Origin of the sequence: Epilithonimonas sp. JDS (assembly GCF_021261315.1) — a bacterium.
GTDB lineage: Bacteria > Bacteroidota > Bacteroidia > Flavobacteriales > Weeksellaceae > Epilithonimonas.
This window is the reverse complement of sequence record NZ_JAJSAX010000001.1, coordinates 1,252,821-1,278,302: the sequence shown is the minus strand read 5'-3', so window position 1 is coordinate 1,278,302 and position 25,482 is coordinate 1,252,821. Positions and strand designations below refer to the sequence as shown.

At 38.6% G+C, this 25,482-nt stretch carries 24 protein-coding genes; 11 read left to right on the top strand and 13 right to left on the bottom strand.

The genetic code is table 11. The annotated features are described in order from the left end of the window. Nucleotides 1-69 precede the first annotated feature (69 nt). From rsfS to LUD75_RS05995, 6 genes are all read left to right on the top strand, one after another. Nucleotides 70-432 carry a ribosome silencing factor gene (gene rsfS / locus LUD75_RS06020; RefSeq protein ID WP_028121978.1) on the top strand — a complete coding sequence of 121 codons (363 nt, stop codon included), beginning with the start codon at nucleotides 70-72 and terminating at the stop codon, nucleotides 430-432. A 39-nt stretch (nucleotides 433-471) separates the two neighbouring features. Continuing rightward, complete coding sequence (gene ftsH, locus LUD75_RS06015) at nucleotides 472-2,433, top strand: ATP-dependent zinc metalloprotease FtsH (protein WP_232704754.1); 1,962 nt, start codon at nucleotides 472-474, stop codon at nucleotides 2,431-2,433. 126 nt (nucleotides 2,434-2,559) lie between these two features. Then, entirely contained in the window at nucleotides 2,560-3,138 is a 579-nt protein-coding gene (locus LUD75_RS06010; protein WP_232704753.1) for a lactate utilization protein, read from the top strand. Between the two features lie 9 nt (nucleotides 3,139-3,147). Continuing rightward, on the top strand, nucleotides 3,148-4,023 hold the full coding sequence (locus LUD75_RS06005; protein WP_232704752.1) for a phosphatidate cytidylyltransferase: 876 nt from the start codon (nucleotides 3,148-3,150) through the stop codon (nucleotides 4,021-4,023). A gap of 10 nt (nucleotides 4,024-4,033) precedes the next feature. Next, nucleotides 4,034-4,687, top strand: coding sequence for a phosphatidylserine decarboxylase family protein (locus LUD75_RS06000; protein ID WP_232704751.1), 654 nt, complete (start codon nucleotides 4,034-4,036; stop codon nucleotides 4,685-4,687). A 165-nt stretch (nucleotides 4,688-4,852) separates the two neighbouring features. Next, on the top strand, nucleotides 4,853-5,647 hold the full coding sequence (locus tag LUD75_RS05995) for an alpha/beta fold hydrolase (protein ID WP_232704750.1): 795 nt from the start codon (nucleotides 4,853-4,855) through the stop codon (nucleotides 5,645-5,647). A gap of 14 nt (nucleotides 5,648-5,661) precedes the next feature. On the opposite strand, the gene LUD75_RS05990 is transcribed toward LUD75_RS05995, so the two are convergent. The 7 genes from LUD75_RS05990 to LUD75_RS05960 form a co-directional block, all read right to left on the bottom strand. Next, nucleotides 5,662-6,186 carry a hypothetical protein gene (locus LUD75_RS05990; protein ID WP_232704749.1) on the bottom strand — a complete coding sequence of 175 codons (525 nt, stop codon included), beginning with the start codon at nucleotides 6,184-6,186 and terminating at the stop codon, nucleotides 5,662-5,664. Then, nucleotides 6,173-6,871, bottom strand: coding sequence for a peptide chain release factor H (gene prfH / locus LUD75_RS05985; protein ID WP_232704748.1), 699 nt, complete (start codon nucleotides 6,869-6,871; stop codon nucleotides 6,173-6,175). Before prfH ends, LUD75_RS05990 begins: the two co-directional genes overlap by 14 nt. Before the next feature lie 85 nt (nucleotides 6,872-6,956). Further along, nucleotides 6,957-8,348, bottom strand: a complete 1,392-nt coding sequence (locus LUD75_RS05980; protein WP_232704747.1) for an RtcB family protein — start codon at nucleotides 8,346-8,348, stop codon at nucleotides 6,957-6,959. A 502-nt stretch (nucleotides 8,349-8,850) separates the two neighbouring features. Continuing rightward, nucleotides 8,851-9,231: a DoxX family protein gene (locus LUD75_RS05975; protein ID WP_232704746.1), complete on the bottom strand. Its 381-nt coding sequence runs from the start codon at nucleotides 9,229-9,231 to the stop codon at nucleotides 8,851-8,853. 18 nt (nucleotides 9,232-9,249) lie between these two features. Beyond that, nucleotides 9,250-9,459 (bottom strand): hypothetical protein, encoded by a 210-nt coding sequence (locus tag LUD75_RS05970; protein ID WP_232704745.1) that lies wholly within the window; start codon nucleotides 9,457-9,459, stop codon nucleotides 9,250-9,252. 138 nt (nucleotides 9,460-9,597) lie between these two features. Further along, complete coding sequence (lon, locus tag LUD75_RS05965; protein WP_232704744.1) at nucleotides 9,598-12,000, bottom strand: endopeptidase La; 2,403 nt, start codon at nucleotides 11,998-12,000, stop codon at nucleotides 9,598-9,600. Between the two features lie 204 nt (nucleotides 12,001-12,204). Then, the gene (locus LUD75_RS05960; protein ID WP_232704743.1) at nucleotides 12,205-13,425 is read right to left on the bottom strand and encodes a SufS family cysteine desulfurase; all 1,221 of its coding nucleotides are present in this window, start codon (nucleotides 13,423-13,425) and stop codon (nucleotides 12,205-12,207) included. Between the two features lie 413 nt (nucleotides 13,426-13,838). Here LUD75_RS05960 and LUD75_RS05955 point away from each other — a divergent pair, with 413 nt between their 5' ends. Beyond that, nucleotides 13,839-14,435, top strand: coding sequence for a superoxide dismutase (locus tag LUD75_RS05955; RefSeq protein ID WP_133944700.1), 597 nt, complete (start codon nucleotides 13,839-13,841; stop codon nucleotides 14,433-14,435). A gap of 53 nt (nucleotides 14,436-14,488) precedes the next feature. Here the strand turns inward: LUD75_RS05955 and LUD75_RS05950 are convergent, their stop codons facing one another. From LUD75_RS05950 to mutL, 4 genes are read right to left on the bottom strand one after another with little or no spacing between them, the layout of a single operon-like run. Continuing rightward, on the bottom strand, nucleotides 14,489-14,860 hold the full coding sequence (locus LUD75_RS05950) for a hypothetical protein (RefSeq protein WP_232704742.1): 372 nt from the start codon (nucleotides 14,858-14,860) through the stop codon (nucleotides 14,489-14,491). Between the two features lie 14 nt (nucleotides 14,861-14,874). Then, a complete protein-coding gene (locus LUD75_RS05945; RefSeq protein WP_232704741.1) occupies nucleotides 14,875-15,855 on the bottom strand; it encodes an endonuclease/exonuclease/phosphatase family protein in 981 nt (326 codons plus the stop codon). Further along, complete coding sequence (locus LUD75_RS05940) at nucleotides 15,856-16,605, bottom strand: rhomboid family intramembrane serine protease (protein WP_232704740.1); 750 nt, start codon at nucleotides 16,603-16,605, stop codon at nucleotides 15,856-15,858. It abuts the gene before it with no gap. A 3-nt stretch (nucleotides 16,606-16,608) separates the two neighbouring features. Beyond that, entirely contained in the window at nucleotides 16,609-18,369 is a 1,761-nt protein-coding gene (mutL, locus tag LUD75_RS05935) for a DNA mismatch repair endonuclease MutL (RefSeq protein ID WP_232704739.1), read from the bottom strand. A 115-nt stretch (nucleotides 18,370-18,484) separates the two neighbouring features. Here mutL and LUD75_RS05930 point away from each other — a divergent pair, with 115 nt between their 5' ends. Then, nucleotides 18,485-19,582: an acyltransferase family protein gene (locus LUD75_RS05930; RefSeq protein WP_232704738.1), complete on the top strand. Its 1,098-nt coding sequence runs from the start codon at nucleotides 18,485-18,487 to the stop codon at nucleotides 19,580-19,582. Nucleotides 19,583-19,615: 33 nt separating this feature from the next. Here the strand turns inward: LUD75_RS05930 and LUD75_RS05925 are convergent, their stop codons facing one another. After that, a complete protein-coding gene (locus LUD75_RS05925) occupies nucleotides 19,616-19,846 on the bottom strand; it encodes a hypothetical protein (RefSeq protein WP_232704737.1) in 231 nt (76 codons plus the stop codon). Nucleotides 19,847-20,008: 162 nt separating this feature from the next. On the opposite strand from LUD75_RS05925, the gene LUD75_RS05920 reads away from it, so the two are divergent. The 3 genes from LUD75_RS05920 (at nucleotide 20,009) to LUD75_RS05910 (ending at nucleotide 22,818) form a co-directional block, all read left to right on the top strand. Further along, nucleotides 20,009-20,590, top strand: coding sequence for a tRNA-(ms[2]io[6]A)-hydroxylase (locus LUD75_RS05920; protein WP_232704736.1), 582 nt, complete (start codon nucleotides 20,009-20,011; stop codon nucleotides 20,588-20,590). A 78-nt stretch (nucleotides 20,591-20,668) separates the two neighbouring features. Then, on the top strand, nucleotides 20,669-21,283 hold the full coding sequence (locus LUD75_RS05915; RefSeq protein ID WP_232704922.1) for a DUF502 domain-containing protein: 615 nt from the start codon (nucleotides 20,669-20,671) through the stop codon (nucleotides 21,281-21,283). A gap of 158 nt (nucleotides 21,284-21,441) precedes the next feature. Then, nucleotides 21,442-22,818 (top strand): tryptophanase, encoded by a 1,377-nt coding sequence (locus LUD75_RS05910; RefSeq protein WP_232704735.1) that lies wholly within the window; start codon nucleotides 21,442-21,444, stop codon nucleotides 22,816-22,818. A gap of 39 nt (nucleotides 22,819-22,857) precedes the next feature. Here the strand turns inward: LUD75_RS05910 and LUD75_RS05905 are convergent, their stop codons facing one another. Beyond that, complete coding sequence (locus tag LUD75_RS05905) at nucleotides 22,858-25,449, bottom strand: tetratricopeptide repeat protein (RefSeq protein ID WP_232704734.1); 2,592 nt, start codon at nucleotides 25,447-25,449, stop codon at nucleotides 22,858-22,860. Nucleotides 25,450-25,482: the final 33 nt, after the last annotated feature.

Here is a 25,482-nt window from a genome sequence, read left to right as displayed (position 1 = left end):
TAATAAATATGAGAAACAAAAGATAAATAGATTAAAATCAATAAATTTGCAAATTAGACAATTTTTTGAATGAGTAAAATTACAGAAAAACAATTATTAATCGATAAGATCGTAGATTCGATTCAAGATACAAAAGGTGAAGACATCTTGGTTTTCGACCTGACAGGAATAGAAAACGCAGCAGCAGAAACATTTATCATCTGCAGTGGAAACTCAAATACACAGGTTTCCGCCATCGCAGGCAATATCCAAAAAAATGTAAGAAACGACCTCAACGACAGACCTTGGCACGTAGAAGGGACTGAAAACTCGATGTGGGTTTTGGTGGATTACGTTTCCGTGGTGGTGCACATTTTCCAAAAAGAGATCCGTGAATATTACGACATCGAAGAACTTTGGGGTGATGCAAAAATCACAAAAATAGAAAGTTAAAAGATGCACTTTAGCATCATCAATCTTTAAAAAATAAAAATGAATAACAAAGGATTCAACTGGTTTATACCCGTTTTATTGGGACTCATTTTACTTATATTTCTTCCGGGACTTCTCGGAGATTCTATGGTAAAAAACATTGATGAAAAGGAATTTTACACGCTTGTAGAAAAAGGAAAAGTTGGCGAAGTTATGGTCTACAGAGACAACTTCAAAGCTGACGTTTACCTTACAAAATCAGCAAAAGCTGAACTTAAAAAAACTGACAAAGAGAGCGATCCGCTTTCTGTGATCAATATCAAACCAAGTCCGGATTTTGTCCTGACTTATGGCGATCTCAGATATTTCCAGGAAAGATTTGAAAGCATTAATACCAAACTGCCTACGCAGGCAAGAATGGAATTTGGTAAAAGCCAAAGTGGTTTCTCCGAGTTGCTGTTTACTTTAGCACTTTGGGGTGGACTTTTCGCATTGCTGTACTTCTTCATTTTCAGAAAAATGGGAGGTGGCGCTGGCGGACCTGGCGGACAGATCTTCAGCATTGGAAAATCTAAAGCCAAATTGTTTGACGAGAAAGACAAGATGCAGATCACTTTCAAGGATGTTGCAGGATTGGAAGGTGCGAAAGAGGAAGTTCAGGAAGTTGTAGATTTCTTGAAGAATTCTGAAAAATATACAAAATTGGGAGGTAAAATCCCGAAAGGTGTTCTATTGGTAGGGCCTCCGGGAACTGGTAAAACCTTGTTGGCAAAAGCTGTTGCAGGGGAAGCTAAAGTTCCGTTCTTCTCACTTTCAGGTTCTGATTTTGTGGAGATGTTCGTTGGAGTAGGTGCTTCCAGAGTAAGAGATCTTTTTGCTCAGGCGAAAGCGAAATCTCCGGCTATTATTTTCATCGATGAGATTGATGCAATCGGTAGAGCGAGAGGAAAAGGTGGTTTCCAAGGTGGAAATGATGAACGTGAAAATACACTGAACCAATTACTTACAGAAATGGATGGTTTTGGTACGGATGTCAACGTTATCGTGATGGCTGCTACAAACAGAGCGGATATTCTGGATAAAGCATTGATGAGAGCCGGACGTTTTGACCGATCTATTTATGTGGATCTTCCGGAACTTCACGAGAGACAGCAGATTTTTGATGTGCATTTGGCTAAAATCAAAATGGATGATTCCATCGATAGAGAATTTCTGGCAAAACAAACACCTGGTTTCAGTGGTGCTGATATCGCCAATGTTTGTAACGAAGCCGCTCTGATTGCAGCAAGAAACTCTCACGAGTCTGTAAACAAACAAGATTTCTTGGACGCAGTGGATAGAATTATCGGCGGTCTCGAGAAGAAAAATAAAGCCATCAAACCTTCTGAAAAAAGAAGAGTTGCCTTCCACGAAGCTGGTCACGCAACGATCTCCTGGTTGGTAGAGCACGCAGCACCACTTTTAAAAGTAACAATCGTTCCTCGTGGACGTTCACTTGGAGCCGCTTGGTATCTTCCAGAAGAAAGACAATTGACCACGACGCAACAAATGTTGGACGAGATCTGTGCAACATTGGGCGGTAGAGCGGCAGAACAAGCTGTTTTCGGGAACATTTCTACGGGAGCCTTGTCCGATCTTGAAAGAGTGACGAAACAAGCGCAGGCGATGGTTACAATCTATGGTTTGAACGATAAAGTGGGAAACATTTCTTACTATGACAGTTCAGGTCAATCTGAATACAGTTTTGGAAAACCATATTCTGAGCAAACGGCGAAACTGATTGATGAAGAGATTTCGAAATTGGTAGAAACCCAATATGAAAGAGCGGTTACTATCCTGACAGAAAACAGAGATAAGCTAGACGCTTTGGCCAACAAACTTTTGGAAAAAGAAGTGATTTTCCGTGAAGATCTAGAAGAAATCTTCGGAAAACGTGCCTGGGATCCGGAACTGACAGAAAAACCTGTCTCAAGTATAGATAATCCGGTTGATGCTGGAAATGTCTTAAATCCAGAGAGTTAAAACGTATTTAACAACATTATAATAAGAAAATCCTAATTTATTTAGGATTTTCTTTTAAAATAAAGTTTTGGTTTTTAACCGATTATAATTATTTTTTTACATTTGTATTAATTAAAGCATATTAAATTGAGTCTGTTCAAAAAACTCGTCAATAAAATAATGAATCAGCCCGAAGAAGAGCAGCCGGATGTTACCAAACTGGCGGATCAACTTCGTGATGCGGATTTGGATTATAAATTTGCGCAACTTTTCACCCATTCCGGTGGTTTTTTTAATTATTGTGCAGATGAGTCTGAAGCTTTGCAAACGCTGAATCAAATCATCAAGATAGAGCAGATCAACGATGTTTTCTGTTGGGATCAGGATCTAAGAAACTTCCTGGATGTTATCAAAACGCCTTATTCTCCAGAACTTACGGAACAAAATGATGCTGCCTTTATCACTTGCGAATATCTGATAGCTTTCGACGGACGAATTATGCTTTCTCACAACAATATTCTGCATTACCATTCTTCAAGATTGCCAAGCAAAATTATCATTATGGCAAACGTTTCTCAGATTGCTAATAATCTGAATGAGGCGATGATGAAGGTGAAACGTGCGGGAAATCTTAAAAATCTGACCTCTATCAGCGGAAGTCAATCCAAATTAGACACACCTAATAAGGATAATACCAAACTTTTCTTACTTTTGCTGGAAGATTAAATTTCAGTTTTGGATAAAAATTTCATTCAGCGTACCCTTTCCGCAGTCGTTTACGTGTTGGTCATTGTGATATGCACCACTCCGGTTGGCGAAAATCTCTTCAGTAGTTTCCTGCCACAAGTCAAACAGCAGTATCTTTTTTACGGATTGATAACTTTATTTATGGTGATCGGGCTATATGAATGCATCAAAATCATGAAATTTGATAACAGCATTTACAAATGGCTGGTTTTTCCGGTTGCGGCGATTATTTATTACCGATTTACCAAAAGATTTTTCTATCACGGTTTTTTCTTTGATTTCAATTTCAGCGAGATGATGGCTTTGACGCTGATTCCGATTGCCGTTGTTACACTTTTCAAATATTCCCGGGAACTCTACTTCGAAAACGGAAAACTGATTTTTACCGTTGTTTATGTGACTTTACCATTCGCATTTTCATTAGGCTTACCGAAATTCAGCACATTAGACGAAAGCAAAACTTTCACTTTAGAAATATTTATGCTTTTCGTTTTAATTTGGAGCAGCGATACTTTTGCTTATCTGACAGGAAAATTCTTCGGAAAACATAAAATGGCGCCAAGGATTTCACCTAAAAAAACATGGGAAGGATTTGCCGGCGGCGTAGTTCTGACATTGATTCTCGGATTCTTTGTAGAGCAGTATTTCCCGGAACTTCGAGGAAACTGGATGATAGTTGGATTCCTGGTTTCCGTGTTTGCACCTTTGGGTGATTTGGTAGAAAGTCAGTTAAAACGTAGTTTTGCAGTGAAGGACAGTGGAAATATCATTCCCGGTCACGGTGGCGTTCTGGACAGGCTGGATAGCTTTATCATATGCGTTCCGGTTGTTTATTTATATTTTATCTTAGAAAAACTGGTTTAGAATTATTTATATGAAACTACATAAAGAATCAAAAGGTACTTTGGTCGTTGCAATAATATTTATTGCATTTATCGCAACCATATCCATTTATTATTTGGAATTATGGTCTCTGGTAATCTTAATTCCGCTTCTAGTGATGTTGGGATTGATATTCTGGTTTTTCCGTGTTCCGACAAGAGCGATTCTGGATCATACGGAAAATGTGGTAGCGCCGGTTGACGGAAAAGTCGTGATGATCAAAGAAGTCATTGAAGACGAATTCATCAAAGACAAATGTATTCAGGTTTCAATTTTTATGTCACCTTTGAATGTCCATATTTGCCGTTATCCGGTGAGTGGTGATGTGATTTATAAAAAATATCATCCGGGAAAATATTTGGTGGCCTGGCACGAGAAATCCTCTACAGAGAACGAAAGAACAACGGTTGCCGTGAAAAGTTTGACCAATCATCAGGTTGTGTTCCGTCAAATTGCAGGATATGTGGCGAGAAGGATTGTTTTCTATTGTAATGTTGAAGATAAAGCAAAAGCCGGTCACGAATTCGGATTCATCAAGTTCGGTTCCAGAATGGACGTTTTCCTGCCACTGGACACAGAAATCCTTTGCAAAATCGGAGACAAGACAAAAGGTGGAATAGATGTCATCGCAAGGATGAGAGATTGATTTTTTATCCATATAAAATTTAAAAGAGGCTTAACTATTAAGTCTCTTTTTTTATTTAATCCTGAGAATTGACAGTTTGGTCGGAATTACTGACCATTCGGACCATTATTTTTTTAATTAAGGTCTCATCGATATAATTTTGAGGCATAATTAAAAATCAAAACAATGAAAACATCAGTATTCTTCTCATTCTTTCTTATTTTAATATCTCTTTTTTCCAAAGCTCAGATGGATGACAAATTCTATCAGCCCAAGAAAGAAATGAAACCTCTGGAATTTAAAAACATCGAAAACATCATTTTGCCAGTTGAAAGCGATACCATCACCGCGGTCGTCTTGAAGCCCGAATCAAAATCAATCAAAAAGACAATTGTATTTTTTCACGGTGCTGCAGGCAATATTTCAACTTACCAATACATCACCAAACCGTTGGTAGAAGACGGATTCCAAGTTGTAATGGTAGATGTGAGAGGCTACGGAAAGTCAACGGGCAAACCAACCCACTTGAATGTGGCAGAAGATGCTCAAAAAATGTTCGATTATCTCCTGACCAGAAAAGATATTCAAAACACAAAAATCTATCTGTACGGTGCTTCTTTGGGTTCTCAGATTGCAACGTATTTGGCTAAAGAAAATTCAACAAAAATTTCAGGATTGATTGTGGATGGTGGAATGTCGTCTTTCACAGATATTGCAATCCACTTTGCGCCGCAGTACAAAGAAATCATTGAGAAAGCCTTAATTTCTCCATACTCTGCAAAAGAAGATGTGAAAACTTTGAATAACATTCCAAAACTATTCATCTATAGTAAAGGCGATTCCACAGTTCCATTTGAGCAAGGACAATTGATTTACACAAATGCGCCCGAACCAAAACAGTTCATCGAATATTCCGGAGAACATCTGCAGGCAATGGTTTTGGATAAAAATAAAATCGTAACAGCCATCGAAAAGTTATAATAAAAAAGGAAACCTTATTTGGTTTCCTTCTTCTTTTTAGCTGATTTTTTCTTCAGCTTTTTTGGCATTTTTGATTTGACGAATTGCTCTCTGTCTTTAATGAATTCAAGCATTTCCTTATTATAACTGAATTGCTTTGCATCATTTAAAAACTTCAAAGCATTCACAAAACTTCCCCTCATCTCAGACAACAAAGCTCTGTAAAACCATAATGTTGATCTGTCAATTCCTTTGATTTTTAAAGAATAGTTAATCAGTTTTTCTGCTTCCTGAAAATCTTCGTTGTCCAAAAGACATTTAATGTAGTATTTTGGCGTATTCAGATTGGTCAAGTCACATTGCATTGCTTCCTCGAAATAGAGTTTTGCTTTTTCATAGTCATCGAGCATTTCGCTGTAGATTCTTCCCATCAGACAAAGCGAATCTGCATCTTCAGGGTCGTAGGAAAGCGCATAATTCAACGCTTCCAGACAATCCGGCAGGCTGTATGGATAATTATCCAGCGCTTCAAAATAATATTTACTTTTAGTTAAGGTCATTTCTGTAGTTTTTTAATTCATTTTTCAGTTGATGTCTTTCTTTTTTGAAAGATTTCTCCTGATGATTCTTTTTAAAATCGGTTCCTGAAAAAATTCGGATAGGATTTCCAAGCTGAACATTCAAATGATTGTTCCACGTTTCCTGCATTTGTTTTTCCAGTTGCTGAATGTGAAATTCCATTACTTTTTCTTTTAATCTGATGATGGAAATTTTCTTGTTCTCCAGTTGCGAACGGGAATCCTGCACGAAAACACTATGTCCGGTTTTCGGATAAGTCGCCCGAACGGCAGTTTCCACTTTATTCACGTTTTGTCCGCCACTTCCCTGACTTCTTGCGGTCTGAAACTGAACGTCTCTTTCCTTAAATTCAATTTTCTCCAAATCCTCCAGTTCAAAAATCCCGATAAACCAGTTGCTTCTTTTATGGAATTTTCTGAAAGTGCTTTTGCCAATCCAAAGAATGCTTCCGAGCCAGTTTTTCAGAAATTCATTTGCCTCTTTTCCTTTTAAAATTAAAGTCGCAGATTTCAAAGTGAGGTTTTCATCGCCATTTTCACGGTGAATGAATTCGTAACCGATATTATTTTGTTTTGCTTCCTCAAGAAAGACCTTCAGAACTTTGGCAACTACCCATTGACATTCCAAAGGTCCTCTTCCCGAGGTGATTTGTATTATTTTGTCCATTTTTTTAAATTTTGTTGATGGTTTTTAGTTGATGGTTGTTGGAGATAGATTTCTATCAACTAACAACCATCAACATTCAATCAAATTATTTATCCATCCTAACAATTCGAGGTTGGAAAGTTCCGAGAATATCGACCAGTTCACTTTGTGCGTTCATCACATCGTTGATGTCTTTGTACGCCATTGGTGCTTCTTCCGCATTTCCGCCCATCAAGGTGACATTTTTAAGTTTTAATTCTTTCTTAATGTCATTTTGAGTGAAGCGGTTTCTGCATTCTCCTCTCGAAAAAGCCCGTCCCGCTCCGTGTGAAGCCGAGTTCAGCGAATCCGGATTTCCTTTTCCACGAACGATGAAACCTTTTGCCGTCATCGAACCGGGAATCATACCCAACTCGTTTTCGTTGGCTGGAGTTGCGCCTTTTCTGTGGACAATCACTTCTTTCCCGTTGTGGATTTCTTTCCACGCGAAGTTGTGATGGTTTTCGATTCTGGCTTTCACTCTTCCACCGACCGCTTTCACCAATCTTCTGTGAATATCGTCGTGGCAGGCCGAAGCGTAATCTCCTGCGAGATTCATCGCTGTCCAGTATTCTAATCCGAGGTGCGTGTTCAAATCCAGCCAGGCGAAGTTTTGCGCTTCTTTCGGCAACGGACACTGTTCGGTCGCCACTCTCGAATAATACTGAGCGATTTCTGCTCCCAATCCACGCGAACCACTGTGCGAAAGGATTCCAAGGTATTTTCCTTTCGGAAGATTGATTTGTTTGTCTTCTTCAGTAATCTCCACTTCTCCGAATTCCACAAAGTGATTTCCGCCGCCTGAACTTCCCATTTGTTTGATGGCTTTTCTTTTTAATCTTCTCAAAATCGGAATTAAACCGAACGTGTCTCTGTCGAAAATTTCGTGGTCGACGTGAGATTTGTGCGTTTCATACATTCCGAATTTAGTGTGTTCGCCAAGCGCTTTTTCATATTTGTCTTTCGCGCCGTCGAGATATGAAATTGGCGTATCCAAAATACTGAGCGACATTCTGCAACCGATATCCATTCCGACTCCGTAAGGGATTACCGCATTTTCTACTGCGAGAACGCCACCTATTGGAAGTCCGTAACCGCTGTGTGCATCGGGCATCAAAGCGCCTTGCGTTGCAATTGGCAGTTTCAATGCGGTGTAGAGCTGGTTTTTAGCTTCATCTGAAATATTATTTCCGAAAATCTGGAAAGACGCCCGGTTGGTGTTGAGCATTCTTTTCTCGGTTTTCTTTGATGAAAGCAGAGCTTCCGCAATTTGTCCGAAGGTTAAATCTTTCTCGAAGTTTTCCGGATTTTGGTGGATTTCCTTGAGTAGAGATTTCACATAATGAATATTTTTGGTTGCAAAATTTCTTTTCATCACTTCCAAAGCGATGTTGACGCTCTGGTTGTTTGGATAGCCTAATTTTAATATATCTTTTCCTTTTAATTTTAAATTTCCCATTTTTTTATAATTGATGAATGATGAGAATGATTGATTTTCTCGCATCTGGTTTGCCAACTAAAATTTTAGTTGGTTTTATTCAAACCTTCAAGGTTTTGAAACCTTGAAGGTTTAAGGCAGGAGTTTGTCCTAGCCCCGATTGCAGCGGCATCTTTTTTTTTGCGTGGGCTTGAAAAAAGCGCTGGCAAAAAAAGATATAGCGGAAAGCGGGATTAAGCTCCTAAAAAAAAGATTTCGGGGAAACGTTTTAAGTTTGAAATATTGCGCAATAAAAAACCCGAAATCTTACGACTCCGGGTTTTGATATTTCATTATACTGTTGTTCTAAGAATGTACCAAACCACGAAGCCCCGCCTTTGCAAAAGGCAATCCTACTGATGTATGTAAGTTGTATTTGAACATTGCTTCGTTGTTATTTTTTTTTGGTTGAACTTGATTTTCAGGTGCAAAGATATTATTTTTTTTGAATCTGCAAATTTTATTTTTGAAATGGTAAAAAATTTTAGCTGATTAAAGCTTCGTATTTTTTTCGGTTATCAATCAAAATCCATAGATTGATTATAAATAAAACGGCTGCAATTCCTATTCCTGGAGGAGCTGGCGCAACTGTACAATTGTGCAGCAAAATTCCAATCATTACAGGAAGAATAATAATGGCACCCAATGCTCTTGTTTTGGGAAGGATGAAAAGTAGACCTCCAAATATTTCTACAATTCCGACTAATGGAAGTAGCCACGGAAGTTTCATAAGAGCTTCAAATGCCTGTTTTGCATCTTCTGGCATTTCTTTCGGCATTGGCATATAGTGTAAAAACTTGTCTAGTCCGGCGTTGATGAACATTAAACCGAAAAGGAGGCAGAGGATAAATTTAACGTATTTCATAGTCTGTAAATTTTATAGTTATTTTGTTATTTCTAAAGTTTCATTTTCTTGAACCGGTTCTCGTCCTCCGCCAAACTGTGTTGCAAAAACGAAAGCCAAGACAGCCAGACAAACCAGTAAAGCAGCTATCGCGATGAAAATTTTCTTACGAAATGTGAGCTTCGGAATGTATGACACCAAAAATATCAGGATGACTACTAAAATTACAAATAATGCGGTAATTCCCATAGGATGTTTTAATATTCTTGTTGTTATGGTTTTGTAAATACGAATTTAATAAAAATTTGAATTGAATATTAAAATAAAAAATCCGTCCGAGAAAATTTCCCAAACGGATGTATATTTAGAATTTTAATTTTAAGATTTTTACTTCAAAGCAATCTCCACTACCTCGCTCATATTGGTCACGTAGTTGACTTTCAAATGTTTGAGATAATCTTTTTTAATTTCCTCTACATCTTTTCTGTTGGCTTCGCAAAGAATCACTTCTTTGATTCCGGCTCTGGTTGCAGCAAGTAATTTTTCCTTGATTCCACCGACTGGAAGCACTTTTCCACGAAGTGTGATTTCGCCTGTCATTGCCAAATGTGGTCTCACTTTGATGTTCTTGTAGCTGGAAACCATTGATGTTAGCATCGCAATTCCTGCCGAAGGACCATCTTTTGGCGTTGCGCCTTCTGGCACGTGAACGTGAATATTTTTCTTTTCGATGTCTTCTTCAGAAATGCCTAATTCCTCGTAATGTGCTTTGATGAATTCCAAAGCGATGGTCGCAGATTCCTTCATTACATTTCCGAGATTTCCGGTCATTGTCAACGCACCTTTTCCTTTTGAAAGAATGCTTTCGATAAAGAGAATGTCACCACCAACACTTGTCCACGCCAAACCTGTTACCACGCCGGGAACATCAGTGATTTCGGCCAAAGTTTTAGGTCTTGGAACACCAAGGATTTCGTCGACTTTATCAACAGAAATCTTTGGGTCAAATTTTTTTTCCATTGCGATTTGAAGTGCTACCCAACGGGAGATTCCAGCAATTTTTTTCTCCAGAGTTCTCACGCCACTTTCCGAGGTATGAGCATCGATGATATGTTTCAATTCTGTATTTCCGAGTTTCAGATATTTGGAATCCAAACCATTTTCTCGCAATTGTTTTTTGATCAAATGTCGTTTGGCAATTTCCACTTTTTCTTCCAAAGTGTAGCCAGCAATGCTGATGATCTCCATTCTGTCCAAAAGCGGACGCTGAACGGTAGAAAGTGAATTGGCCGTTGCAATGAACATCACTTTGGAAAGGTCATAACCCAATTCCAGGAAGTTATCGTAGAAATTGTTATTCTGTTCAGGGTCAAGAACTTCCAATAGAGCTGAGCTTGGGTCGCCGTGCGCACCTTGTCCAAGTTTATCAATCTCATCCAGAACGATTACAGGATTGGATGTTCCTGATTTTTTAATGGACTGGAGTATTCTTCCTGCCATCGCACCAATGTAGGTTTTTCTGTGTCCGCGAATCTCACTTTCGTCGTGCAATCCACCCAAGGAAACACGCACATATTTTCTTCCTAAAGCATCGGCAACAGATTTACCTAATGACGTTTTTCCAACGCCTGGAGGACCAACCAAACAAAGGATTGGCGATTTCATATCATTTTTTAGTTTCAGAACCGCAATGTGTTCCAAAATTCTTTTCTTGATATCTTCTAACCCGAAATGTTCTTTATCCAAAAGTTTCTCCGCTTTGTTCAAGTCGAAGGCATCTTTGGAATAATGTTCCCACGGAAGATCGGTGAAAAAGTCCAGATAATTACGCTGAACATTGTAGTCTGGCGAGCTGGAATGCTGTCTAGAAAGTCTTTGGAGTTCTTTCTCGAAGTGTTTTTCTACATCATCACTCCATTTCAGTTTTGAAGCTTTTTTTCGGAATTCATCTGCGTCAGATTCTGCGCCGCCACCCAATTCGTCTTGGATAGTGCGGATCTGTTGATTGAGAAAGTACTCGCGCTGTTGTTTGTCAAGATCTTTACTGGTTTTCTGATGGATTTGATTCTTTAATTCCAAATGACGGAAATCATCGTGCATCATTTCATACAAGCTTTTTGCACGGCCAATCAAAGTTTTTTCGTCTAATAGATTTTGCTTTTTGTCAGACGCAAAATTTCCGTTGGCTGAAACAAAATTCAAAAGATCTTCCTGTCCATCAATGTTTTTAATGGCGAACTGGGCAGCATTTGGAATATTTGGGTCAATGTTGATGATTTTCTCTGCAAGGTCTTTGATGTTGTCCATCACTGCAGAAAATTCTTCTTTATCTTTTGGTTGCGTGTCTTTTTGCTTTGTAATCTCAGCAAGAAAGTAAGGTTCGTTGGAAACAAATTTCTTCACTCTAAATCTCTGAACACCTCTCGTAATTGCAGTAATGTTACCTTCCGGAAGTGTGATGATTTTAAGGATTTTTGCCAACGTTCCAACAGTGTAAAGGTCTTTCTCTGACGGATTTTCCTCGTTGGGATTTTTCTGGCTGATGATTCCCACAAGTTTATTTTCTCTTTGAGCATCCTCCAAAAGTCTTTTTGATTTCTCCCTTCCAGCCGTGATAGGTGTGATCACTTTCGGGAACATTACCATATTTCTCACGGGGAGAATTGGGAAAACCGTTTGAGTTTTATCAGGTTCCTGGTTGCCAAGTTCATCCAAGTTGATTTCTTCTGCTACAATCCCGAAACCTTCGTCAAGAATCTCTTCAAAGTTGATATTATCAAATTCTGTCATAGTATGTTGAATGACATAATGTCATTAATCTTAATTGATATAAAATCATTCCTCTTTTTGAACCGAGAAACAATACTGTTTTAAACGAATCTATAATTTCGCAAGAGATGTGCCATTAGGAAAAGCAATACAATTTGGCAGATATTAAAAACCCTTTCAGAGTTTCAAACTCTGAAAGGGTTAATTATTTTTGATGAAACAGAATTACACCAACATCCTCTGCGCTTTTTTCACGCCTTCTGTCAGGATATCAATTTCCTCCAAAGTATTGTAAACTGCAAAACTTGCTCGTACAGTTCCGGCGATGTTGAAAAAATCCATAATGGGTTGTGTGCAATGATGTCCGGTTCTCACAGCAATTCCCAGTTTGTCGAGAATCATTCCGGTGTCAGAAGCGATTCCTGCGCCTTCCAAGTTGAAGGAAACTACGCCCGTTCTGTTGGCTTTTTCGCCATAGATTTTGATGCCTTCTAATTCAAGAAGTTTTTTCTGAGCATAATTCAGAAGGTTGTTTTCGTGGTTTTGAAGATTTTCGTGACCGATATTTTCAATGAAATCAACCGCTGCTCCAAGCGCAATATTTCCACCAACATTGGGTGTTCCAGCTTCGAATTTGAAAGGTAAACCGGCGTAAGTTGTTTTCTCAAAGCTACAAACCGCAATCATCTCGCCACCGCCGTGGAAAGGATGAAGGTTTTCCAGCACAGATTCTTTTCCGTAAAGGATTCCTGTTCCCATTGGCGCGTACATTTTGTGCCCTGAGAAGACGAAGAAATCACAATCCAGTTTCTGAACATCGATTTTGAAATGTGGTGCAGATTGTGCGCCGTCAATCAAGACGTAAGCGTTGGAAAGTCTTCTCGTTTTTTCAATGATTTCTTCGATGGGATTGATGATTCCCAAAGCGTTAGAAACCTGATTTACAGAAACGATTTTCGTTTTTTCGCTCAGCCATTCATCCAAAACATCGATTTGCAGGATTCCGTTTTCGTCCATTGGGATGACGCGGAGTTTTGCGCCGGTTCTTTCGCAAAGCATCTGCCACGGAACGATGTTGGAATGATGCTCCAGATAAGAAATGATGATTTCGTCGTTTGGTTTAATTTGATTGGTCAAAGCGTAAGCCACGAGATTGATTCCTTCCGTCGTTCCTTTGGTGAAAATAACTTCGTAGCCGTGTTTGGCATTGATGAAACGTTGTATCTTCTGTCTGGAAAGTTCCATTTCTTCCGTTGCTAATTGACTCAAAGTGTGGATGCCACGGTGAACATTGGCGTTGATGGTTTCATAATATTTTTCCCAGGTTTTGATGACCGAAATTGGTTTTTGGGAAGTTGCGGCGTTGTCCAGATAAACTAATGGTTTGCCGTTGACTTCTTGGTTTAGGATTGGGAATTGGGCTCTAATATGATTGATGTCGAACATTTTGAATTATATGTTTTGTTATGGTTGACCACCCCGTCAAAATTCTCTGAATTTTGTCACCCCTCCAGAGGAGGGGAATTTTTTGAGGTCGAATTATCTCTAATTCTAATTTTTAAATTGGCATCGATGAATCTCGTTTCTAGATTTATCTGCAGCCCGACTTGAGCGGAAATCCTTTTTTGCGGGTACTTACGTTCTATTGAACTGGAAACCGTCTGCAAAAAAGATTGGGAGCGGAAGGCGGATAAAGCTGCCCAAATAATAATTAATTATTTAGAATGCGTCAAAGTTACGGCAAATTTTATTATATTTTTCGATGTTAAATATTTATAAAATAAGTCTAATTCTTGGTTCTTGGAATAATAATTGACTATTTTTGAACAATTCATTTATTAACAAATAAATACCAAACTATGTCATTCGAATTACCAAAACTTAGTTATGCGTACGATGCGTTGGAGCCAACCATCGATGCAAAAACAATGGAAATCCACCACTCAAAACACCACCAGGCGTATGTGGACAATCTTAATAACGCAATCGCGGGGACAGAACTTGAAGGAAAATCTCTTGAAGAAATCCAAAAAACAGGAACTGACAAACCAGCGGTAAGAAATAATGGCGGTGGGCACTACAACCACTCACTTTTCTGGGAACTTTTGACGCCAGGAGGTAGCAAAGAGCCAGTTGGAAATGTGAAAGCTGAAATCGAGAAAATCGGTGGTTTTGATAAATTCAAAGAAGATTTTTCTAACGCGGCGAAAACTAGATTCGGTTCTGGTTGGGCTTGGTTGGTGAAAAATTCTGATGGTTCTGTAGCGGTAACTTCTACACCAAATCAGGATAATCCACTAATGCCGGTTGCTGACAAACAAGGAACGCCAATTCTTGGATTGGATGTTTGGGAGCACGCTTATTACCTTAATTATCAAAACAGAAGACCAGACTATGTGACTGCTTTTTTTGATGTGATCAATTGGGATAAAGTAGAGGAACTTTACAATAAATAATTTTTCATAGAATTATATTGAGAAACCCATCAGAGATGATCTGATGGGTTTTTTTATGGATTTGATGGATGACTTTGTTCTTTGGAAACGGAATTGTCCATAATATCTTTGACAACAGGTTTTGAAAAATTGGGCTTAGTTTCTTTGGCTTTTTCTGCTTCTTTTTCTTTCGCTTCCTTGTCTAATTTGTCCTGCTCTGCCTTTGCTATTTTTGCCAAACTGTCTTGTTCTCTTTTAATGGCAACGGCATTTATTTTTGCCATCACAGCTTCGGAAGTCGCGCCAGGGCCGAAGGAATCAATTGCTGTTGTGTCATAAACTAAATTCGGAGCTGCATCCAGATTGTCAGAAGTGTTCAGGACGGGTTTTTCTTTTGAGCAACTTATGATTAGTAAAGTCAAAAATGAAATTGATATTTTTTTCATGATCTGATGTGGTTTTAATCTACTAAAAATTCAGCGATAACAGGAAAATGATCAGAGATTTTCACACTTCTGTCCACCTTGTAACTGATTGGTGTAATTGATTTTGAGGCAAAAATATGATCGATTTTGATAGGGAATTTGAAATCGTGGAAACTTGTTCCGCTTCCTTTGCCGACTTTTAGAAAAGTATCTTCCAAATTTTCGGATAAGGTGTAATATTCATAGGAATTCGGAACGGAATTGAAATCGCCGGCGAGAATAATAGGATAAGGCGAACTGTCCAAAAATCCTTTGATAGGTGCAATTTGACTTTGGTGTTTGCGGAAAGTTGGAACGAGTTTATGAAGAATGTTTTTTGCTTTTTCTTCATTAACGTTCATATCACCGGTTGGTTTCACCATACTTTTGTCAAGATAGAAAGGTTCCATGTAAACATTGACAAAACGGAAAATCTTTTCATTAACTTTGATGTCCGCATAGATACAGCGTCCATTTTTCGCATCGGTTTCCACGATTCCACTTTCTATAATCGGAAATCTGGATTGGATTTTCACCACGGGAAAATTTCGTACGAAATATTCAAATCCTTTCAGATTTTCAGCGCTTTTATATTCCTGCGTCAGGACAACATCGGCTTTTTGGTTATTAAGAAAACTGTAAATATTTTCGTCGCCGAATTTGCCGGATTTTCCATTGAGAGAAATGATTTTCAGATTGGGCGTTTCTTTTTTGGTTGGCGTATAATTAATCCATCTTCTTGTTGGGATGATGAAAAATAAAGATAAAATCAAGAAAACGGCCGCTCTTTTTTTCCAGCTTACAATCCAGAATATCAACAATAAAATATTAATGATAATTAAGATTGGAAATCCCAGCGACAAGAGATTCAGCATCCCGAAAACACTTGGCGGAATGAAAGCATTCATTATTGTCCCAAAAAGCAGCGCAATAATGACAATATGAAAAACCGTTAAAATAAGTCTTATGATTCCCATTTACTGGATTCTGTCTCGGTTTTTTTTCCAGTTCCACACGAATAGGAATCCAATCAACGCACCGCCAATATGTGCGAAGTGCGCAATATTATCGCCACTAAATTGTCTCAATCCCAAAAATATCGAAACAACAATAATAATTGGTGTCAGGTATTTTGCTTTAATCGGATATGGGATGAAAAGAAACATCAATTTAGCATCTGGAAACAAAGTAGAAAATGCAGCAACGATCCCGAAAATTGCACCCGATGCGCCAACCATTGGAGTTCTAAGAATGTTGAAAAGCTTTTGAGCTGAATCTCTCACTGCTTCAGAGTCTGATGAAATCGGCATTTCTCCAGAATAATTAATATCAGCATATTTATAAATCTCGTGAATGTCGTAAGCCTGGCTGTTTAAAAAACTTGTCAATTGACTTACTTCGTAATAATTCCAAACGTTATATAAAGAAAAACCACCCAAACCTGCAGCAAAATATAGAATAATGAATTTCTTCTGTCCTAAAACCTGTTCCAAAACCGGCCCGAAACTGTATAGGGTAAACATGTTGAAAACAATATGCATAATGCTCCCGTGCATAAACATATGCGTGATAATCTGCCAAGAATTGAAATTCGGAGACAGCGGAAAATAGCCTGCTAGCAGAGGTTCTAGGTCAATATTGACATTTTGGAGTAGAAAAGTTGCCGCGAAAAAAATCACATTCAGAATGATGATATTTCGCGTCACTGGTGTTATTTGAGGAAACATAATTTAAAATTTGTTTTTAAAATCGTCAAATGGCACTTCCATCCAACATTTTTTACCGTTCACGGTATATTGCGGAAATCCAAGGTCGATAAAGTCTTTGACCAATTGCTCAACTTCAGTTTTATAAATGAAATCAAATTTGGATTTTGTTTTTAATTTAATCCATTGATATTCAAAATATTTGGAGAACTCATCTTCGGTTCGGTATTCCAAAACTTCGAAGATCTTTTCAAGAAATTTGATGACCTGTGATTCTTTCAAAGCTTCCGGGACAGTTTCAATTCTGAGGACATTTTCCTGAGCTAAGGTCATTTCGAAACCAAAATCCGGCAGATATTTTTTGATGGATTTATATTTATTTTTCTCGATTTCATTCAAATGATATTCTAAAGAAAACAATAGACTTTGACCCGCTTTTTTCGTTGGCAGATTTTCCTGATGCGAAGACATAATCACGCGGTGCATTCTCCCAAGATCCAACATATACGTCAATCCATCTTTGTTCAGAAGCCAATAACCGTTTGGCAATCGGAAAAGGTCTTCGTCCAGATCATCATCTTCGAAAAGATTGATCTTTGATGGCGCTGCTTCTGTGGCCTGATAAAGTTCGGCCAAATTGATCCGCTCTTCATCCGTTGTTTTTTCGACCGAAAATGGATTGAAATCTCGGTCAACGTTAATCGCAGATGGCGATGGTGCGCTGTAAGTACTTTTACTTGGCGCGAAAAAAGCTTCCATTTTTGGATCTCTTTCGAAGTCCAAACTTGGCGCCACATTATAAATTCCCAAAGAACGTTTGATTGTTGATCTCACTAAAGCAAAGATCAAGGCTTCGTCTTCAAATTTGACTTCTGTTTTCTGAGGATGAATATTAACATCAATTTTCTCCGGATCCATTTCCAGATAAAGAAAAAATGATGGAATGTAACCAGGTTGCAAAAGTCCTTCAAACGCTTCCTGGACGGCTTTGCTGAGATAAGCGCTTCGGAAAAACCTGCCATTGACAAAGAAGAATTGTTCGCCTCGTGTTTTTTTTGCACCTTCTGGTTTTGCTACATAACCGTGCAAATGAACCCAGCCAAGATCTTCCTTGATCGGAATCAAAAGTGGTTGCAACTTTCGCCCGAAAACATCTACGATCCTTTGCATTTGACCGCCTTTTCTCAGTTTGAAAACTGGTTCGTCATTATGAAACATTTCGAACTCGATACTTTCGTGAGCCAAAGCAACACGCTGAAATTCATCAATGATGTGACGAAATTCTACATTGTCATTTTTAAGGAACTTACGTCGTGCAGGAACATTATAAAATAAATTCTTGACCGAGAAATTAGAACCTTCAACCGTCTGAATAGGATCCTGAAATTGGAAAAGTCCACCTTCTATATAGATGTTCGTCCCAACAGGCGAATCTTTTTGTTTTGTTTTAAGCTCTACTTGTGCCACCGCAGCGATGGATGCCAGAGCTTCACCACGGAAACCTTTTGTTGCAATCTTAAAAATATCTTCGGTAGAGCGGATCTTGGAAGTGGCGTGACGTTCAAAAGCCAATCTCGCATCAGTCTCAGACATTCCAATACCGTTGTCCACCACCTGAAGCAGATTTTTCCCAGCGTCACGAATGATGAGTTGGATTTTATTCGAACCTGCATCTACAGAATTCTCCAAAAGTTCCTTCACAATGGAAGCTGGCCTTTGTACCACTTCCCCAGCAGCAATCTGATTGGCAACGTGATCCGGTAAAAGCTGAATGATATCTGACATTTCTACGATTGAACTTGTAAAAATAAGGATAACAATCGAGTGGTAAAAGTTAAATAATTATAAAGAACTTGGGAAAATAATGATAATTTTGACTTTCAGATAATTAATCACATCGATGCAAAGAGATCTCTATATTGATTTTGCCAAAGGACTGGCCACCATTTCTATTATTTTCATTCACACGGCTTTCTGGAGCGGGCAATTTTATATTCCGACCGAAGTCCGGGTTTTTTCTTTGGTCTTTGATGTCGCATTATTTTATGCGCTGAGCGGAATCACTTCCGGAAATAATATTGAGAAAACACTTTACAGATTATTGAAGTTGCAGATCACGTACATGATCTTCGTGACATTCCTCTTTTTCCTCGACTACTTTTTCAAGGTTTATGGATTGAATTTTTTCTCGTTTGAGTGGTTGAAAGATTTCTATTCCACTTTCGGGACGAAGTATGTGCCAAGCAGTATTTCTTCAGAACCGCAATGGCAGGTCTTGGGAAATTGGTATTTGCACGAGTATTCCAATTGTGATACTTTTCCTGTGGTGATGGGAAGTTTTTGGTATTTGAAAGTCTATTATATCCTGACGGTTTTGGGCGTATTGATTTTAAAATTCTTCCCAAAACATATCAATTGGTTTATTGGACTTTGTGTTATTTTAACATTGATATTCAATATTTTTCCACATTATTATCCTAATGGACAAGGCGGTTATGTGGCTTTTTATATGGCTGTTTTTCTAATTGGAAATAGAATGAAAGGCAAGAAGATCTCAACCAAAATGATTCCCGTTTTGTACGGATTGGTCGCGGTTGCATTGGCCTGGATGTTTTGGAATTACGGGTCAGATATATTTTATAAAATCAATAAACAAAAATTCCCGCCGAAAATTCCTTACATCATTTGGACCTTATTCTCATTGGTAACACTTTTCGTCTTCTACAACCGACTGAAAATCACTAAGCCAAATTTCATAACCAATGTCGGACAGAATGCAATTTTCTTCTATTTCGCTCAGGGAATGAGTTCATCATTAATCTATTTTCTTGTGGTTCCTCTGAAAGATTCGATGAGTTGGTGGCTGTTGGTTTTGATCATTTATCCGCTCAATATTTTATTGGCATTCCTGATTTCAATTGGTTTGAAAAAAGTGGATGATCTTGGCTGGAAAGTTTTAGAATTTTTGAGAGAGAAAACGGCTTCAAAGAATCCATAAAAAAAAGCGCTTCGAAAAGCGCTTTATAATATTTTAATCATTTCTCTTCCTTCCGCTCATCGCTACAATTGCGACGATCACAATAAGAACGACACCACCAATAATCCAGTAAGTAGGATTTGTCTGCCATTCTTCCGATGAAGTGGTCACATTTGTGGTTTTAGTTACTGTTGAATCCTGTGCAAAAGTTAATGCTGAAGAAATGATGGCTAAAAAGCTAAACATAAATAATTTAGCACGATTGATAATAGTTGAATTTTTCATAATTTAATTATTTGGTTGTTGATGATTTTTCAATATCTGTGCCAAATTGCAATATGATCTGTTATTGTAAGGATTTTACACGATGAATTTCAGAATTGAATTTTAATTAAGAAAATTATCATCAAGAAGCAATCAAATCCTTATTTTTACAAAAAATTTAGAATGTTCCGTCTCAAACTTCTTACAGACCCACGTTGGGCAAATATTGCAGAAGAAAATCTTGAAGAAATCCTGACCGATCACGCCTGGTGCGAGCAAAAAGCAGCAACCAACGCTATCGGACTCATTACAATGGTTCCAGAGCACACAGAAATGGTAACCGAACTTTTGGCGATTGCGCAGGAAGAATTGGATCATTTCAATCAGGTTCACGAGATTATTAAGAAAAGAGGTGGTGTGTTGGGAAGAACACGCAAAGACGATTACGTGAATGATCTAATTAAATTCCTTGTGAAAGGTGGACATCGTGATGAGCAGATTATCGACAAAATGCTTTTCGCTGCAATGATCGAAGCCAGAAGTTGCGAACGTTTCAAAGTCTTGACAGAAAATATCAAGGATGAAGAATTGAAAAAATTCTATCACGATCTGATGGTTTCCGAAGCGAATCACTATACAACATTTATCGGCTTTGCCAGAGAATTGGGCGGTCCGGAAAAAGTGAACAAGCGCTGGGAAGAGTGGCTGGAATATGAGGCCAACATTATGAAATCCTACGGAAACAAAGAAACGATCCACGGCTAAGATTTTAGCTGAAAGACATAAAATTAAAAAAATAAGATTCAAAAATCGCAGGGATCTGCGGTGAAAACAAAAGCAAAAGTGGACAGAAATTTCAATGATTATCTACGGTTATTTATACGGTCCTTTATTCAGGGATTGATTATCATTGGGCCGCTGGCAATCACAGTCTGGGTGATCTGGAGTGTGGTTTTCAGCATCGATAATCTGGTGCCTTCTGTTTCAGAAAAATTTCCGGGACTGATCTTCTTTCTTGTCATTTTCGGAACCACATTCATCGGGTTTTTTGGAAACAAATTCATCATCGGAAGATTGATAGTTGACGGTGTTGATTACGTTTTGGAACATATCCCCGGAATCAAATTTCTCTACACATCTCTGAAAGACGTTTTAGGATCTTTCGTAGGTGATAAGAAAAAATTCAATGTTCCGGTTTGGGTCAAAACCAATGAAGCGCCGGAAATCTGGAGAATCGGTTTTCTGACGCAAGCCGATATGTCCGTGGTCGATCTTGAACATATGATCGCTGTTTATCTGCCACATTCCTACGCCGTTTCCGGCTGGGTGATTATTACCAAATTCAATAATGTAAAGGAAGTTACCGGAATGAGCGCTGCTGAAGCTATGAAATTTGCTGTCAGTGGAGGTGTTGCCGGATTCCATTCAGACGACAACGTTTTCAAAGCACCGGAGTAGTTTTTATAATTGATTAATGATGAAAGATAATTGATTTATAGGATGATTTAATCATTCTTATTTCAATTATATAGTTATTGAAACACATCTTGTTTCAGAGTTATACTTTCATCAATGTTACTTTTCATTTATCATTCATCAATTATCATTTATCAATTATGAAACTACCTTACGCAGAACCATTTAGAATTAAAATGGTCGAAGAAATATACCAATCTACTCAAGAACAACGCGAAGAATGGCTGAAAAAAGCCGATTATAATTTATTTAATCTAAGAAGTTCCCACGTTTTCATCGATTTGCTGACAGACAGCGGAACCGGCGCAATGAGCGACAAACAATGGGGCGCACTGATGATTGGCGACGAAAGTTATGCCGGATCAAGATCTTTCGAAGCTTTGCAAAGTACCGTAGAAAGAATCACCGGATTTCCTTATTTATTACCAACGCATCAAGGAAGAGCTGCAGAAAATGTCCTCTTTTCTGTAATGGTAAAAGAAGGCGACATTTGTCCCGGAAATTCACACTTTGACACCACAAAAGGCCACATCGAATTCCGAAAAGCCCACGCCATCGACTGTACAATTGATGAAGCGTTTGATATTAATGATCTTCATCCATTCAAAGGAAATATTGATCTTGAGAAATTAGAAACCGTTTACAGTTCTCATCCAAAAGAACAGATTCCGTTTTGTCTGATCACTATTACTTGTAACTCTTCTGGTGGACAACCGGTTTCTCTCGAAAACATCAAAGCTGTGAAAGCATTATCAGACCAATATGGGATTCCTGTTTTGTTTGATTCCGCGAGATTTGCAGAGAATGCTTACTTCATCAAGAAAAGAGAAAAAGGACAGCAAAACAGAACCATCAAAGAAATCTGTAAAGAAATTTTTTCCTACGGCGACGGAATGACAATGAGCTCCAAGAAAGATGGATTGGTAAACATCGGTGGATTTATCGCTTTGAAAAACAGAGAGATTTTCGAGAAGGCTTCCAACTTTACCATTATTTATGAAGGCTTCATCACATACGGAGGAATGGCGGGAAGAGATATGTCGGCGCTGGCAACTGGATTGGACGAGGCAACAGAATTTGCTTATCTGGAAAGCAGAATTTCACAAGTGGAATATTTGGGGAACAAATTAATGGAAGCCGGTGTTCCTGTTCAAAAACCAATTGGCGGACACGCGGTTTTCATAGATGCGCTCAATTTTTTACCAAATATCAAAAGAGAGGAATTTCCAGCACAGACTCTGGCAATCGAACTTTACAAAGAAGCCGGAATCCGTGGCGTTGAGATCGGAACTTTGCTGGCTGACAGAGATCCGGAAACCAGAGAAAACCGCTATCCAAAACTGGAATTGCTGAGGTTGGCAATCCCAAGACGAACCTATACAAACAATCATATGGATTATGTTGCCGCAGCCGTCATCAATGTTTTTGAGAGGCGAAATGACATTAACAAAGGTTATAAGATTACAAAAGAACCTGCCATTTTGAGACACTTTACAGTGCAATTGGATAAAATATAATCAACAAAAAGAGAGCAATTTAAGTTGCTCTCTTTTTTTTTATTTAAGTTCTGCACTGCTAGGCTGTACTGCCTGCACCTGTGCGGGCGCGTCATCTCTTCCCGGCTTTCCTGGTCCGCTGTTGACCGGAGCAGATATATTTCCGGCTTCATTCTGATCCAGTTCGCGCCTCAACTGTTGTGTTTTTTCTTCATCAGGATTTGTTGTCGGTTTCTGCTCCTGAGGTTTTTGAGAAATTGCATTGCCTGTTTCGTCTGTCAGTTCAAGTTTTGCATCGCTCTTCAGATATTTCAAAAGTTCTTTTGCCTTGATGCCTTCCGGTGTTTTGGCATAATTGAGAACGATCTGCTCCAGTTGTAGGATCATAATCTCTTTCCCTGCATTTTTCCCTGCATTGTAGGCATTAAGCAAATAAAACTTAGGAACCAAAGCGTCTTTTGGATTATCGGTAATTGCTTTATCGATGATGGCTGAAGACTCGGCATATTTTTCTGTTTCGTATAGTTTATAGGCGTCGGCGTACAATTTTTCTACATCTGCAGTTGATTTGTTGAAATCTTTATTCTTCGGATTTTTCACATATTCTGCGTACGATGTATATGGATATTTTGCAAGAATTTGCTGTTTAGCTTTCTCAGCTTCAGCAGGATTTTTCTCATAATTAAAAACAAAAATATTGTACAAAGCCTGAAGATCTGTTTCTTCATCCGGTTTTGCTTCTACCAAGTCAAAAAGTGTTTTGGTAGCCAGTTTTGTATTACCAAAAAACGATTCGTACATTCTTCCCATTCCGAGACTTGCTGTGTCTCTGTCTTTTTTAAGACGTCCTAATTCTTCCGCTGAGGTTGGGATTTTCTCGATATAAAATTCAGGTTCCAATCGTCTCGGATCTGGTGCATTGGCTAATCCTAATGCCTCATTTTTCAACTCTTCAATCGTTGTTGACTTCGCAGAGTAACGCCAGTTGTCCGATAATGTTCTGTTGCCCCAGGTTTGTTTAAAGGAATTTTCTCCCCTAGGAATATTGTTGGAATTGGCAAAGTAAAAAGTAGATCCGCCGGAGAGTCCGAAATTTTGAAAACTGTTGCTGTCTGTAGAATTTCCGGCAAAGATTGAATTGGCATTGTAATCCGAATTATCAAAACCTTTGCTGCGTTCTGCTTGTCTTTTTGCAAGATCGGCAGCTTCTTCTTTTGCTTTTATTTTGTCAATATATTTTGTGAAATAGTCACGTTGCTGTTCGGGAGACATTTTCGTCAAATTAAGAATACTGTCATTTTTCTTGATGACGTAATAATTCTTCGAAAGCTTTTTGATATTAGATGTAAGGCTTGTCAAACGTTCTTTTTCAGGCTGATACGTCATTACTGCCAAAGCGCTGTCATAGTAAACACCAGCCGTAAGGTAGTCATCTTTTGCGAAAAATTTCTTGGCAATTTCGGAATAGGTAAGTCCGCGGATTTGAGGATCCGACTGTTTCTCTTTCAAAGCTCTTCTGAAAAAAGAATCCGCAATGGAATCTTTTGCAGCAGAGGTTGCTACCAATCCGCTTGCATAGTACAGCTCATTTTTACGCGAGGCGTAAGTTCCTTTTTTGGCAATCTTCGCAAGGTAAGCCATTGCCTCTTCGTAGCTGTCTGCTTTTCCGTCAAAAGTTTTGGCAATCTCGATCTGAGATTTTACCTCGAATTCGTAGCTATTTGCATACTTGTAAGCGGCTGCGAATGATTCTCTGGCTTCGTCTTTTTTATTAAGACTAGAAAGAATCTGTCCACGCAAAAATGCAATTCGGCTTTTTGTTTTTCTGTTTTTGTTGAATGTAAAAGCTTCTTCCAGAACTTCTGCGGCAATTTCTTTTTTGCCCCATTTCAGGAAGTTGTCTGCCTGATAAACTTTCAGGATTCTCAGATGTTCTTTTTTTGGTTTGATTTTAAGATCTTCCTCCATATTCCGGAAAACCTCGTCTGCACGGTAATATTCCTTAAGTTTGGTGTAATTGGCTGCTTTGTAAATGTACGCCAAAGCGATTCTTTTGTCCTTTCCCATTGTATTGAAAAGGTAGCCGAGAGCGTCCAGAGATTCCAGATATTTTCCCTGATACATTCGTGCTTTGGCCAGAAGAATGTACGCATCAAAAATCTTCTTATTTTTTTCTACACCATTTACCAAGACCGAATATTTTGTGATCGCTTTGGTGGCTTTGGCTTCTGTAATTTCCAGAATTGAAGCACCTTTTCGAGTTCCATTAGCATTAGATGATCCGGATGAAGCCATTCTGTCATCACCGCTGTTATTGAAGTTGGAGACCGATTGTGAGTTTCTGGAATTTCCTCTCATCCCCATCGGCGCGCCGGAATCATTAGATCCTTCCAGACCGCCCGAAATGCCATTTTGCTGATTGGCAATATCTTCCGTGGTGTAAACAGAAATGTAAGGATCATAAAAATTATCAACATGACCTTTGTCTCTGCTTTCCATTTCCGCCGCGAAAGCTTCCTTACTGTTAAACAAAGTATTATGATAAGTCATAAACCTGTTGATCGGACCACTTTTGGTTTTCTTCTTTTTGTTCCGAGGGTTACAGGCTAAAATGCCCAAGACGGCAAGTATGATTAATAAATATTTTCTCATCTAATTATTTTCAATTGGAAATTGAGTATTCAA

Excerpts from the sequence above, each read along its gene's own strand:
- rsfS (WP_028121978.1), top strand. The coding sequence starts at position 70 with ATGAGTAAAATTACAGAAAAACAATTATTAATCGATAAGATCGTAGAT.
- ftsH (WP_232704754.1), top strand. The coding sequence starts at position 472 with ATGAATAACAAAGGATTCAACTGGTTTATACCCGTTTTATTGGGACTC.
- LUD75_RS06000 (WP_232704751.1), top strand. The coding sequence starts at position 4,034 with ATGAAACTACATAAAGAATCAAAAGGTACTTTGGTCGTTGCAATAATA.
- LUD75_RS05995 (WP_232704750.1), top strand. The coding sequence starts at position 4,853 with ATGAAAACATCAGTATTCTTCTCATTCTTTCTTATTTTAATATCTCTT.
- LUD75_RS05990 (WP_232704749.1), bottom strand. The coding sequence starts at position 6,186 with ATGACCTTAACTAAAAGTAAATATTATTTTGAAGCGCTGGATAATTAT.
- prfH (WP_232704748.1), bottom strand. The coding sequence starts at position 6,871 with ATGGACAAAATAATACAAATCACCTCGGGAAGAGGACCTTTGGAATGT.
- LUD75_RS05980 (WP_232704747.1), bottom strand. The coding sequence starts at position 8,348 with ATGGGAAATTTAAAATTAAAAGGAAAAGATATATTAAAATTAGGCTAT.
- LUD75_RS05975 (WP_232704746.1), bottom strand. The coding sequence starts at position 9,231 with ATGAAATACGTTAAATTTATCCTCTGCCTCCTTTTCGGTTTAATGTTC.
- LUD75_RS05970 (WP_232704745.1), bottom strand. The coding sequence starts at position 9,459 with ATGGGAATTACCGCATTATTTGTAATTTTAGTAGTCATCCTGATATTT.
- lon (WP_232704744.1), bottom strand. The coding sequence starts at position 12,000 with ATGACAGAATTTGATAATATCAACTTTGAAGAGATTCTTGACGAAGGT.
- LUD75_RS05960 (WP_232704743.1), bottom strand. The coding sequence starts at position 13,425 with ATGTTCGACATCAATCATATTAGAGCCCAATTCCCAATCCTAAACCAA.
- LUD75_RS05955 (WP_133944700.1), top strand. The coding sequence starts at position 13,839 with ATGTCATTCGAATTACCAAAACTTAGTTATGCGTACGATGCGTTGGAG.
- LUD75_RS05950 (WP_232704742.1), bottom strand. The coding sequence starts at position 14,860 with ATGAAAAAAATATCAATTTCATTTTTGACTTTACTAATCATAAGTTGC.
- LUD75_RS05945 (WP_232704741.1), bottom strand. The coding sequence starts at position 15,855 with ATGGGAATCATAAGACTTATTTTAACGGTTTTTCATATTGTCATTATT.
- LUD75_RS05940 (WP_232704740.1), bottom strand. The coding sequence starts at position 16,605 with ATGTTTCCTCAAATAACACCAGTGACGCGAAATATCATCATTCTGAAT.
- mutL (WP_232704739.1), bottom strand. The coding sequence starts at position 18,369 with ATGTCAGATATCATTCAGCTTTTACCGGATCACGTTGCCAATCAGATT.
- LUD75_RS05930 (WP_232704738.1), top strand. The coding sequence starts at position 18,485 with ATGCAAAGAGATCTCTATATTGATTTTGCCAAAGGACTGGCCACCATT.
- LUD75_RS05925 (WP_232704737.1), bottom strand. The coding sequence starts at position 19,846 with ATGAAAAATTCAACTATTATCAATCGTGCTAAATTATTTATGTTTAGC.
- LUD75_RS05920 (WP_232704736.1), top strand. The coding sequence starts at position 20,009 with ATGTTCCGTCTCAAACTTCTTACAGACCCACGTTGGGCAAATATTGCA.
- LUD75_RS05910 (WP_232704735.1), top strand. The coding sequence starts at position 21,442 with ATGAAACTACCTTACGCAGAACCATTTAGAATTAAAATGGTCGAAGAA.
- LUD75_RS05905 (WP_232704734.1), bottom strand. The coding sequence starts at position 25,449 with ATGAGAAAATATTTATTAATCATACTTGCCGTCTTGGGCATTTTAGCC.